General features: G+C 58.9%; 11 protein-coding genes. 9 read left to right on the plus strand and 2 right to left on the minus strand.

Annotation, left to right across the window (positions count from 1 at the left end; genetic code table 11):
• Nucleotides 1-87 precede the first annotated feature (87 nt).
• Nucleotides 88-1,623, minus strand: a complete 1,536-nt coding sequence (locus QMX88_RS26805) for a bifunctional aminoglycoside phosphotransferase/ATP-binding protein (protein WP_282373288.1) — start codon at nt 1,621-1,623, stop codon at nt 88-90.
• Nucleotides 1,624-1,756: 133 nt separating this feature from the next.
• On the opposite strand from QMX88_RS26805, the gene mrcB reads away from it, so the two are divergent.
• Genes mrcB through QMX88_RS26820 form a run of 3 tightly spaced genes read left to right on the plus strand, consistent with a single transcriptional unit; the run spans nt 1,757 to nt 5,187 of the window.
• Nucleotides 1,757-4,078: a penicillin-binding protein 1B gene (gene mrcB / locus QMX88_RS26810; RefSeq protein WP_282373289.1), complete on the plus strand. Its 2,322-nt coding sequence runs from the start codon at nt 1,757-1,759 to the stop codon at nt 4,076-4,078.
• 31 nt (nt 4,079-4,109) lie between these two features.
• On the plus strand, nt 4,110-4,865 hold the full coding sequence (locus QMX88_RS26815; protein WP_282373290.1) for a tetratricopeptide repeat protein: 756 nt from the start codon (nt 4,110-4,112) through the stop codon (nt 4,863-4,865).
• Nucleotides 4,858-5,187 carry a YqcC family protein gene (locus QMX88_RS26820; protein WP_192174624.1) on the plus strand — a complete coding sequence of 110 codons (330 nt, stop codon included), beginning with the start codon at nt 4,858-4,860 and terminating at the stop codon, nt 5,185-5,187. The genes QMX88_RS26815 and QMX88_RS26820 overlap by 8 nt, the downstream gene beginning before the upstream one ends.
• Nucleotides 5,188-5,190: 3 nt before the next feature.
• On the opposite strand, the gene QMX88_RS26825 is transcribed toward QMX88_RS26820, so the two are convergent.
• On the minus strand, nt 5,191-5,619 hold the full coding sequence (locus QMX88_RS26825; protein WP_282373292.1) for a DUF4124 domain-containing protein: 429 nt from the start codon (nt 5,617-5,619) through the stop codon (nt 5,191-5,193).
• 411 nt (nt 5,620-6,030) lie between these two features.
• Here QMX88_RS26825 and QMX88_RS26830 point away from each other — a divergent pair, with 411 nt between their 5' ends.
• From QMX88_RS26830 to msrQ, 6 genes are all read left to right on the plus strand, one after another.
• Nucleotides 6,031-7,755: an acetolactate synthase 3 large subunit gene (locus QMX88_RS26830; protein ID WP_192174626.1), complete on the plus strand. Its 1,725-nt coding sequence runs from the start codon at nt 6,031-6,033 to the stop codon at nt 7,753-7,755.
• 2 nt (nt 7,756-7,757) lie between these two features.
• On the plus strand, nt 7,758-8,249 hold the full coding sequence (ilvN, locus tag QMX88_RS26835) for an acetolactate synthase small subunit (protein ID WP_093469284.1): 492 nt from the start codon (nt 7,758-7,760) through the stop codon (nt 8,247-8,249).
• Nucleotides 8,250-8,295: 46 nt separating this feature from the next.
• Complete coding sequence (gene ilvC, locus QMX88_RS26840; RefSeq protein ID WP_282373296.1) at nt 8,296-9,312, plus strand: ketol-acid reductoisomerase; 1,017 nt, start codon at nt 8,296-8,298, stop codon at nt 9,310-9,312.
• Nucleotides 9,313-9,459: 147 nt separating this feature from the next.
• Complete coding sequence (pssA, locus tag QMX88_RS26845) at nt 9,460-10,308, plus strand: CDP-diacylglycerol--serine O-phosphatidyltransferase (protein ID WP_192174627.1); 849 nt, start codon at nt 9,460-9,462, stop codon at nt 10,306-10,308.
• 71 nt (nt 10,309-10,379) lie between these two features.
• The gene (gene msrP / locus QMX88_RS26850) at nt 10,380-11,393 is read left to right on the plus strand and encodes a protein-methionine-sulfoxide reductase catalytic subunit MsrP (protein WP_282373297.1); all 1,014 of its coding nucleotides are present in this window, start codon (nt 10,380-10,382) and stop codon (nt 11,391-11,393) included.
• Nucleotides 11,393-12,013 carry a protein-methionine-sulfoxide reductase heme-binding subunit MsrQ gene (gene msrQ / locus QMX88_RS26855; protein WP_282373298.1) on the plus strand — a complete coding sequence of 207 codons (621 nt, stop codon included), beginning with the start codon at nt 11,393-11,395 and terminating at the stop codon, nt 12,011-12,013. The genes msrP and msrQ overlap by 1 nt, the downstream gene beginning before the upstream one ends.
• Nucleotides 12,014-12,138: the final 125 nt, after the last annotated feature.

Raw genomic sequence — 12,138 nt, forward strand, 5'->3', positions numbered from 1 at the left:
TTGTAATTCTGACGCCACTATAATGCCACTAGTGGCGCGCCGTGAAGCTATATCCTTCACGACTCGACCACTGGTTTGGCCGGCGTGTTACAGGCCCGGCAGATGCTGACGGATGTCCGCGACCAGCTTGTCCAGATCGCCGCTGACGTTGGTCTCGACGTGCCGGCTGCGCAGTATCTCGTCGGCGGTCAGCGCTTCGCGACTGGCCAGCTGCGCTTCAATGACTTCCATCGTTGCGTCGGAAGGGTCCTGATTCTGCGCCCGACGTTGCGCTAGCCAACCCTCGATAACTGCCTTTGGCGCAGCGCAATCAATGATCAGGAAAGGAACGCCCATCGCCTCGGCAATCTGCGCAGCTGCCTGACGCTGTGCGAGCTTCAGATAAGTTGCGTCGATGACCACCGGCAAGCCTGCGCGGAGCACGACACCGGCCAGCTCGTTCAGGCGCTGATAGGTGGCAGCACTGACATCGGCGGAATACAGGTCGTTATGGTCGGCAAATACGCGCTTGCGCTCGACATCCGAACGCAGGCGGATAGCACCCAGCGCTTCCACCAGCCGCATCGCCACCTGACTTTTCCCGACAGCGGAAACGCCATGGGTGATGGCCAGAAAATTGGACGGGATCGCGCTGTAACTCTCGGCCAGGTTGGCGTAGTTACGATACTGGCGCAGGGTTGCGGCGCGCTGCACCTGGTCAGCATCGGCATTCAGGCTGAACAGCGCCACTTTGGCGCGGACCAGTGCGCGGTAGGCTTTGTAGAAATTCAGCAGCTGCAGGCCCGCGTAGTCGCCGGTCATCTCCAGGTACTGGCTGACGAATCGACGGGACAGGCTTTTCAGGCCGCGATCCTCAAGGTCCATGGCCAGGAAGCCGATGTCCGCATAGACGTCTGTCATGCGGAAGGGCTCGTTGAATTCGATGCAGTCGAAAATCACGACCTTGCCATCGATCAGCGTTGCGTTGCCCAAGTGGATGTCGCCATGGCACTCGCGGACAAACCCGTCCAGCTTGCGCTGGTTCATCAATGGCTTGAGGCGCTCGAAGCTGGTGTTGGCCCACGCTTCCAGCGCTTCCAGCTGAATGAGGTCAGATTTTTCGCTGAGGAAGGGCAGAATCTGCTCAAAGTTCTGCGTGACCGGCGCCATGACGCTGTCAGCACTGCCAAGTGGGTTTTCCATCGGGACTTTGGGCGATTTGAGATGAAACTCGGCGATCTGCCGGGCCATGTCGTCGATGTGCGCGGTGGTCAGTTCGCCTTTGGCTTGCAAGGTGCTGAGCAGGCCGTCCTGCGGGAACTGGCGCATTTTCAGCACGTACTCGATCGCTTCGCCTTCACCATTCAGCTGCGGAGCGTCGATACTGCCGGTGACAGGCAGCACTTCCAGGTACAGATCCTCCGTCAGGCGCTGGTTGAGCATTAGCTCCTGCTCACAGAAATGCTTACGCGCCGACAGGCTGGTGAAGTCCAGAAAGCCAAAATTGACCGGCTTCTTCATCTTGTAAACGTAAGGGCCGGTAAGCAGCACCCAGGAAATATGCGTCTCGATGACCTGAAACTGTTCGACCGGGTGAGGAAACAGGGCGGGGTTTTGCAGCGCGGCTATCAGTGTCTGGCTCACGGACGATCCTTGAAAGGTGATAAGTCTATAGAGAAGTAGCGAAAGGCGGCCATTATGGCCGCTACAGACATTGCTGCAAACCGCTTAAAGGGTGGTCTGTCGGGGGCTTTGAAAGTGCGTATAATCCGCCGCCATGACCCGATCCCGCACCTCGAAAAAATCCCCCAAACCCACCAACAGCCGCCTGCGCAGCCTGTTGGGCTGGGCCCTGAAACTCAGTCTTGTCGGGCTGGTGATCCTTGGCTGCTTCGCCGTTTACCTGGATTCCATCGTCCAGGAAAAATTCTCCGGCAAGCGCTGGACCATTCCGGCCAAGGTCTATGCGCGACCGCTGGAGCTGTTCGTCGGCCAGAAGCTTTCACGCGACGACTTCCTTCTGGAGCTCGATGCGCTGGGCTATCGCCGCGAAGCCGTGGCCAACGGGCCGGGCGCTGCTGCGGTCAACGGCAACAATGTCGATCTCAACACCCGCGGCTTCCAGTTCTATGAAGGCGCTGATCCGGCACAGCAGATCCATGTGCGCTTCTCCGGCGATTACGTCGCGGAACTGACCGCCGCCAATGGCGCCAAGCTGGCTGTTGCGCGGCTTGAGCCTCTGATGATCGGCGGCTTGTACCCGAAGAATCTCGAAGACCGGATTCTGATCAAACTCGATCAGGCGCCGCCTTATTTGCTCGACACCCTCGTCACCGTCGAAGACCGCGATTTCTACCATCACTTTGGGGTATCGCCAAAGGGGATCGTGCGCGCTTTCTGGATCAACGCATCCGCTGGCCAGATGCGCCAGGGCGGATCGACGCTAACTCAGCAACTGGTCAAGAACTTCTACCTGACCAACGAGCGCAGCATCACCCGCAAGCTGACCGAAGCGATGATGGCTGTTCTGCTGGAGATCCATTACAGCAAGCAGGAGATTCTCGAGGCTTATCTGAACGAAGTGTTCGTCGGTCAGGACGGTCAGCGTGCGGTTCACGGTTTTGGTCTGGCGAGTCAGTATTTCTTCAGCCAGCCGCTGTCGGAACTGAAGCTGCATCAGGTCGCCTTGCTCGTCGGCCTGGTCAAAGGGCCGTCGTATTACAACCCGCGCCGCAACCCGGAGCGTGCGCTGGAACGGCGTAATCTGGTTCTCGATCTGCTGGAACAGCAGGGTGTCGCCACGCCGGAAGTGGTGGCGGCGGCGAAGAAAATGCCGCTGGGCGTGAGCAAGGTCGGATCGCTGGCCGACAGCTCGTTTCCGGACTTCCTTGATCTGGTCAAACGCCAACTCCGTCAGGACTACCGCGATGAAGACTTGACCGAGGAAGGCCTGCGGATCTTCACCAGCTTCGACCCGATTCTGCAGATGAAATCCGAAGCCGCCGTGCGCGAAAGCTTCGCCAAGATTTCGGGCCGAAAAGGCGCGGACGAGATGGAAACGGCCATGGTCGTGACCAATCCGGAAACCGGCGAAGTTCAGGCGCTGATCGGCAGTCGCCAGGCAGGCTTTGCGGGGTTCAATCGGGCGCTGGATGCCGTTCGGCCGATTGGGTCGTTGGTCAAACCGGCCATCTACCTCACTGCACTCGAACGTCCGCAGCAATACACGCTGACCAGTTGGGTACCCGATGAACCCTTCCAGGTGAAAGGCGCCGACGGCCAGATCTGGAAGCCGCAGAACTACGATCACAAAGCCCACGGCAATATTTTCCTGTATCAGGGCCTTGCGCATTCCTACAACCTGTCCAGCGCGAAGCTGGGTCTGGACCTGGGCATTCCGAATGTCTTCAAAACCCTGACCAAGCTGGGCGTGACCCGTGAGTGGCCGGCTTTCCCGTCGATGCTCCTGGGGGCTGGCGCGCTGACGCCAATCGAAGTGGCGACGATGTATCAGACCATCGCCAGCGGCGGCTTCAATACGCCATTGCGCGGGATTCGCAGCGTACTGACTGCAGAGGGGGAGCCGCTCAAGCGCTACCCTTTCCAGATTCAACAACGTTTCGACCCGGGTTCGATCTATCTGCTGCAGAACGCCATGCAGCGGGTGATGCGCGAAGGCACGGGTAAATCGGTGTACAACGTGCTGCCGAGCACCCTGAATCTGGCGGGCAAGTCGGGCACCACCAACGATTCCCGCGACAGCTGGTTTGCCGGTTTTAGTCAGGATTTGCTGGCGATCGTCTGGATGGGCCGCGACGACAACGGCAAGACGCCGTTCACTGGGGCCACCGGCGCCTTGCAGATCTGGACCAGCTTCATGAAGAAGGCCGATCCGCTGCCGCTGGACATGGCGATGCCCGATAACGTCGTGCAGGCCTGGGTCAATGCCAGCACTGGTGAAGGCACCGACGCCAGCTGCCCGAACGCCGTACAGATGCCGTATATTCGCGGCAGTGAGCCGCAACCCGGCCCGACGTGCGGTGGGCCTGCAGCGCCCGCCGATTCGGTGATGGACTGGGTCAAAGGCTGGTTGAACTGAGCCTGGTTGAATTAAGCAAAGAGGATGTGACGTGAACAAGTGGTGGATTCCGGCTGTAACGGCTCTGGCTTTGCTCAACGGTTGCGCGTCCCAGACGCGCAGTGCGATTCCGGTGGTGGACTCAGGGTCACGCGTTTCAAACGGCGAGCGTGTTTCGTCGACACGCAACAACACCTACCGCGCGCCCGTGCAGGCGCCAGCGCAGTCCCAATCGATCCAGGAAGATTCCGGTGTCACGGTCATGGTGCCCGGCGGCGCCAACGCCAGTGGCGCGCCGATATCGACGTTCGTGCCGCCCACCACGGCGCCGATCAGTACCGCTCCGATTAGCGCGTCGCCGGTCAATCAGGCTCCGGTGAACAACACGTACACACCGCCGCCAGCGACCAGCAATACCTACAACATGCCGGCGTCGGCGCCGACTGGCATTCCGTCTGCGTCCAGCGGCGGATTATCGGAAGACGAGCAACTTGATGGCCCGGTGCTGGCCTTGCTGACCACCGCTCAGCAACAGCAATCCGGTGGTGACCTCAACGGCGCCGCGTCAAGCCTTGAGCGGGCGCAGCGCGTTGCTCCCCGTGAGCCACAGGTCCTTTACCGTCTGGCGCAAGTGCGTCTGGCTCAGGGCGATGCGCCTCAGGCCGAGCAACTGGCGCGTCGCGGTCTGACCTACGCCAATGGCCGTGCCAGCCTTCAAGCCAGTCTTTGGGGGTTGATTGCCCAGTCGCGTGAAAAACAGGGTGACGCCGCCGGCGCAGCGCTGGCGCGGCAGAAAGCCAATGGATAAACGCTTCCCGAAAATCGCCGACCAGTTGCTATTGATCGAGCGCGAGTTGCGAGTGCTGGGATGGTGGAAGGATGTGCCGCCCAGCGATGAGTCGCTGTCCAGCCGTGAACCCTTCTGCGTCGACACGCTGGATTTTGATCAGTGGTTGCAATGGATCTTCCTGCCGCGCATGAAGATCATCCTTGAGCGTGATCTGCCATTGCCCACGGCATCCGGTATTCTGGAAATGGCCGAGATGGTGTACGCCAGCCGTATCGGGGAAGCGCGCGAGTTGCTTGCCCTGCTGAAAGGCTTTGACCGCCTGATCACAGAGGCGGTCTGACCCTCAGTTGCATTGATCGTCGAGGTACTTCTTGACCTCGGCAATGCGAGCCTGGCGCTCCTCTTCCGTGAACCGCCGGAACTCGCCGTTCACCTCCTGTCGTACCCGAGGGTTGTTCTGCAGTTGGGCAAGGTTGGTGCGCTGCTCGTCACACGCTTCTTTAAGCTTCGCTTCCTGAACGGCGACCTGCTTCTTGACCTTGGCATCGACCGCCTCCTGCTCCCGTACCCCGTCCTGGTTCTGTGGCGGCGGGGCAGGGGGTGCGGTGACGGGGCTCGCTGTATTGATTTCCTGTGCTGCCTGCCCGGCAGGCGGCTGGGCGTCGAAATGCGTGACGCCCTGAGCGTCGACCCATTTGTATATCTGCGCGGCCTGGCTTACCGCCGGGGCGACGGCAAGTGTCAGCGTCGCTGCAAGCATCATCCAGCGCATTCCCGGTTCCTTACTTCTGTGGCATTGGCCGGAAACCTATCACAAGCGCGGCGCCACGACCTCATTCGGTGCCTTTTGGCGGACTGCGGACGAAGAAAGCGCATCGATGACTTGACTTGCGGGGGGCGAATCCGAACAATCCAAAGTTCGCTGTAGAGGGACTGCCAGAAGCAGACCGTCTCGGTAGATCATGAGGCGCACACCCGCGCCGACCCGTAACACCCGCAACGCGTTACCTCGCGCTGGGTGGGAAGACCCCGAAACACTTAAAGGGGCGATCCCAATACTTGCTCAGTCAGTGCTGACGTAGTCGGCGACCACCGTCGCTCATGCTCTGCTTTGCAGTAAACCTATTAAGACCCGTCTCCTCGCTTGTGTGGACGGTATTCTGGCGTTTTAGAGGTGAACAACGTGGAGCTTTTATCTGGCGCTGAAATGGTCGTCCGCTTTTTGCGTGACGAAGGCGTAGAGCATATCTACGGGTACCCTGGCGGGGCCCTTCTGCATATATACGACGCGCTGTTCAAAGAACCGGCTGTGAGCCACATCCTCGTTCGTCACGAACAGGCCGCGACTCACATGGCGGACGGTTACGCCCGCGCCACCGGCAAGGCAGGTGTCGTACTGGTGACGTCGGGTCCCGGAGCAACCAACGCCATCACCGGCATCGCCACCGCGTACATGGACTCGATTCCCATGGTGGTGCTGTCCGGCCAGGTCCCGAGCAACATGGTCGGTACCGACGCGTTCCAGGAAACCGACATGATCGGTATCTCCCGGCCGATCGTGAAGCACAGCTTCATGATCAAGCACCCGTCGGAAATCCCGGAAGTCCTGAAAAAGGCGTTCTACCTCGCCCAATCCGGTCGTCCTGGTCCTGTCGTTGTCGATATCCCGAAAGACATGACCAACCCGGCGGAAAAGTTCGAATACATCTTCCCCAAGAAAGCCAAGCTGCGTTCCTACAGCCCGGCGGTTCGTGGCCACTCCGGCCAGATCCGCAAAGCCGTGGAAATGCTGGTCGCGGCCAAACGCCCGGTCATCTACGCCGGTGGCGGTGTGATCATGGGCAACGGTTCGGCGCCATTGACCGAACTGGCGCAGCAATTGAACGCCCCGGTCACCAACACGCTGATGGGGCTGGGTGCCTACCCGGGCACTGATCGCCAGTTCGTCGGCATGCTGGGGATGCATGGCAGCTACACCGCCAACCTGGCGATGCACCACGCCGACGTGATCCTTGCGGTCGGCGCACGTTTCGACGATCGCGTGATTAACGGCCCGGCCAAGTTCTGCCCGAACGCCAAAATCATTCACGTCGACATCGACCCTGCTTCCATCTCCAAAACCATCAAGGCCGACGTGCCTATCGTTGGTCCGGTGGAAAGCGTCCTGACCGAAATGGTTGCGACCCTCAAAGAGCTTGCCGAAACCCCCAACAAGGATTCGGTCGAGACGTGGTGGAAGCAGATCGAAGAGTGGCGGGCCGGCGGTGACCTGTTCCCGTACAACCGTGGCGACGGAAGCGTCATCAAGCCGCAGACCGTGATCGAGACGCTGTGCGAAGTGACCAAAGGCGATGCCTACGTCACCTCCGACGTAGGTCAGCACCAGATGTTCGCGGCTCAGTACTATCGTTTTAACAAACCCAATCGCTGGATCAACTCCGGCGGTCTCGGCACGATGGGTTTTGGCCTGCCTGCCGCGATGGGCGTTGCGCTGAGTTTCCCGAATGACAATGTCGCCTGCGTCACCGGCGAAGGCAGCATTCAGATGAACATTCAGGAGCTGTCGACCTGCCTGCAGTACAACCTGCCGGTGAAGATCATCCTGCTCAACAACGGCGTGCTCGGCATGGTCCGTCAGTGGCAGGACATGAGCTACAGCGGCCGTCACTCGCACTCCTACATGGAGTCGTTGCCTGACTTCGTGAAGCTGGTCGAGGCCTACGGTCATGTCGGCATGCGCATCACCGATCTCAAGGACCTGAAGCCGAAGATGGAAGAAGCGTTCGCCATGAAAGATCGCCTGGTGTTCCTCGACATCCAGGTCGACGTCAGCGAGCACGTTTATCCGATGCAGATCAGAGACGGGTCCATGCGTGACATGTGGCTGAGCAAGACGGAGCGGACATAACCATGCGCCACATCATTTCGCTATTGCTGGAAAACGAACCGGGCGCGCTGTCTCGTGTGGTCGGCCTGTTTTCGCAGCGCAATTACAACATCGAGAGCCTGACAGTGGCGCCAACCGAGGACCCGACTCTCTCGCGTCTGACGCTGACCACCGTTGGACATGATGAAGTGATCGAGCAAATCACCAAGAACCTCAACAAGCTGGTCGAGGTGGTCAAGCTGGTCGATCTGTCGGAAAGCGCCCACATCGAGCGCGAGCTGATGCTGATCAAGGTGAAAGCCACTGGCGCACAACGTGCCGAGATCAAGCGTACCACCGACATTTTTCGCGGCCAGATCGTCGACGTCTCCAGCAGCGTCTATACCGTGCAGTTGACCGGGACAAGCGACAAGCTGGACAGCTTCATCCAGGCGATTGGCACCACCGCCATTCTGGAAACCGTACGAAGCGGCGTCACGGGCATTGCCCGCGGCGACAAAGTGCTGAGCATCTAACCTAATTTTGCAAATGGCCTTGTGGCCAAGTTATCAGGGGAATTTCATGAAAGTTTATTACGACAAAGACTGCGACCTTTCGATCATCCAGGGCAAAAAAGTTGCCATCATCGGTTACGGTTCTCAGGGCCACGCTCAAGCGTGCAACCTGAAAGACTCGGGCGTTGATGTCACCGTTGGCCTGCGCAAGGGTTCGGCCACTGTCGCCAAAGCTGAAGCTCACGGCCTGAAAGTGACCGACGTGGCTTCCGCTGTCGCCGGTGCAGACTTGGTCATGATCCTGACCCCGGACGAATTCCAGTCTCAGCTGTACAAGAACGAAATCGAGCCGAACATCAAGAAGGGCGCAACACTGGCCTTCTCCCACGGCTTCGCGATTCACTACAACCAGGTTGTTCCACGTGCCGACCTCGACGTGATCATGATCGCGCCAAAAGCACCGGGCCACACCGTGCGTACCGAGTTCGTCAAAGGCGGTGGCATCCCTGACCTGATCGCCGTTTACCAGGACGCTTCGGGCAACGCCAAGAACGTCGCTCTGTCGTACGCGTCGGGTGTTGGCGGCGGTCGTACCGGCATCATCGAAACCACGTTCAAGGACGAGACCGAAACCGACCTGTTCGGCGAGCAAGCCGTTCTGTGCGGCGGTACCGTTGAACTGGTCAAAGCCGGTTTCGAAACGCTGGTGGAAGCCGGCTACGCGCCGGAAATGGCTTACTTCGAGTGCCTGCACGAACTGAAGCTGATCGTCGACCTCATGTACGAAGGCGGGATCGCCAACATGAACTACTCGATCTCCAACAACGCCGAATACGGCGAGTACGTGACCGGCCCGGAAGTCATCAACGCCGAATCCCGTCAGGCCATGCGCAACGCTCTGAAGCGCATCCAGGACGGCGAATACGCGAAGATGTTCATCGCCGAGGGCGCCAGTGGCTACCCTTCGATGACCGCCAAGCGTCGTAACAACAAGGCGCATGGTCTGGAAATCATTGGTGAGCAACTGCGCTCGATGATGCCTTGGATCGCCAAGAACAAAATCGTCGACCAAGCCAAGAACTAAGATCACAGATCAGTTCTTGCAGGAAAAAACGCGGCCTTCGGGTCGCGTTTTTTCGTTATGGGGGCTCATCTGGTATAAAGCTGCATCGTTTGTCGGCCCAGAGGCCACAAGCATTTGTCGAAATTTTTCAGCTGCAAGGTATTGTCCATGAGCGAACGTCCCGAAGAGCCGAACAAGGCTTCTGACGCCGAAAGCCTGCTACCGATCGATGAACACATTGAAGAGGGGCATGACGCCGAAGGGCGCCAGGTCCGTCATCGCGGCATCTACCTGCTGCCCAATCTGTTCACCACCGCGAATCTGTTCGCCGGCTTCTACGCAATCATCAGCGCCATGAGTGCGCAGAGCGCATTGAGTGCAGGTGATCAGGTGAGCGCGAGTAAATACTTTGCGTTTTCCGCCATCGCCATCTTCGTTGCCATGGTCCTGGACGGTCTGGATGGCCGCGTCGCGCGGATGACCAACACCCAGAGCGCATTCGGCGCAGAGTATGACTCGCTGTCCGACATGGTTGCTTTTGGCGTGGCGCCGGCGTTGTTGGCATTTGGCTGGGCCCTGGGCGACATGGGCAAGGTCGGCTGGATGGTCGCCTTCATCTATGTCGCGGGCGCAGCATTGCGTCTGGCGCGCTTCAACACTCAGGTAGGCAAGGCGGACAAGCGTTACTTCATCGGGCTGGCAAGTCCTGCCGCGGCGGGCGTAGTCGCAGGCACCGTCTGGGCCTTCAGCGATTACGGCATTCAGGGTTCGAAATTGTCGTTCCTGGTCGCTCTATTGGTTGCTGCTGCCGGGATGCTGATGGTCAGCAACATCAAATACAACAGTTTCAAAGAGCTGGATCTCAAGGGGCGAGTGCCGTTTGTTGCGATCCTCGCGGTGGTTCTGGTGTTCGCCGTCGTGTTCAGTGATCCTCCGCGTATTCTGCTGCTGATATTCCTCGGCTATGCAGCGTCTGGTCCGATCCAGTACCTGCTGCGTCTGCGTCGCCAGAGGTAGTTAGTCGGCCTGCATTTCCCGCATACTCCGCAGCTATAGATGCTTCAGTTCTCTATAACTGCGGAGTCATCATGCTGATCAAGATCCCTTCCACATCTGATTGCAAAGAATCGGATGTCACGCCCGAATCCATTTATCTCTCTCGCCGCGCGTTGCTCGGCAGCTCACTTGCAGGGCTCGCCGTCAGCGCTATGCCTCGTTGGGCCCAAGCCGAAGAAGCTTCGCGCTACGCCGACGTTGAAGCCGGCGCCGCGCCGGACTGGTTCAAAGGCAAATTGCCTGCGACCAAGTGGCAAGCCGTTACCGTCAAGGACGAGACGATCACGCCGTTCAAGGATGCGACCCACTACAACAACTTCTACGAATTCGGCACCGACAAGGGCGATCCTGCGCAAAACGCCGGCTCCCTGAAAACCGAGCCGTGGAGCGTTGTCATCGACGGGGAGGTGGCCAAGCCTGGCCGCTACGCGCTTGAAGACTTCATGAAGCCTTATCAGCTGGAGGAGCGTATCTATCGTCTGCGCTGTGTAGAGGCGTGGTCGATGGTGATCCCTTGGCTGGGTTTCCCGATCTCCGAGCTGCTCAAGCAGGTTGAACCCACGGCGAGTGCCAAATACATCCGCTTCGAAACGCTGCAGGACCCGAAGACCATGCCTGGCCAGCGCTCCGGCTTTGCATTGATCGACTGGCCTTATGTAGAAGGTCTGCGCCTGGATGAGGCGATGAATCCCCTCGCGATTCTGGCGGTGGGCATGTATGGACGGGAGCTGCCCAATCAGAACGGCGCGCCGCTGCGTCTGATCGTGCCTTGGAAATACGGATTTAAAAGCGCGAAGTCCATCGTGCGCATCAGCCTGACGAGCGAGCAGCCGAAAACCACTTGGCAAAGCATTGCGGCAAGCGAGTACGGTTTCTACGCCAATGTGAACCCGACGGTTGACCACCCCCGTTGGACCCAAGCGCACGAGCGACGTTTGCCTAGCGGGCTGTTCAGCCCGAATATTCGCCAGACCGAGATGTTCAACGGGTATGGGGAGCAGGTTGCTTCTCTTTATACAGGCCTGGATCTCCGGAAAAACTATTGATGCGCTTCATCTACTGGCGAGTGTCGGTCTTCATCGCAGCAGCGTTAGTCCCCATGTATTGGCTCTACCAGGCGTGGATTTTTGCTTTGGGGCCGGATCCCGGGAAAGTGCTTGTTGATCGCTTGGGCCTCGGAACATTGACCCTGCTTTTGATCACGCTGGCGATGACCCCATTGCAGCGCACGACGGGCTGGCCCGGCTGGGTCGCCGTTCGCCGGCAGTTGGGGCTTTGGTGTTTCACCTATGTGTCGCTGCACATGCTGGGTTATGGCTTCTTTATTCTGGGCTTCGACTGGGCGCAGTTGGGCGTGGAGCTGGTCAAGCGACCGTACATTATTGTCGGTGCGCTGGGTTTTCTAGGTCTGTTGTCGCTGGCGGTCACCTCCAATCGCTATAGTCAGCGCCGTTTAGGAGTGCGTTGGAAGAAGCTGCATCGGCTCAGTTACCTGATTCTGGGGCTGGGGTTACTGCACATGCTCTGGATTGTGCGGGCTGATCTAAAGGAGTGGGCTATATATGCAACGATCGGCGCACTGCTTCTTGTGCTTAGGATCCCCGTAATTGCTGGGCGTATCCAGCGTCGTCGGGCCAATAGCCGCAACGTTGCCACCAAAGTTTAAATAAGTGCTTGACGCCCCTCTGGATCTGTCTATAATTCGCCCCACTTCCGGCGCAGACGAAACGGAAAACTCCTTGATAATCAAAGAGTTGGACGAAGTAAGCAGCGAGGAATGCTTCGGTTCAG

It is taken from the genome of Pseudomonas sp. PS02290 (genome assembly GCF_029960075.1).
In the GTDB taxonomy this organism is placed as follows: Bacteria; Pseudomonadota; Gammaproteobacteria; order Pseudomonadales; family Pseudomonadaceae; genus Aquipseudomonas.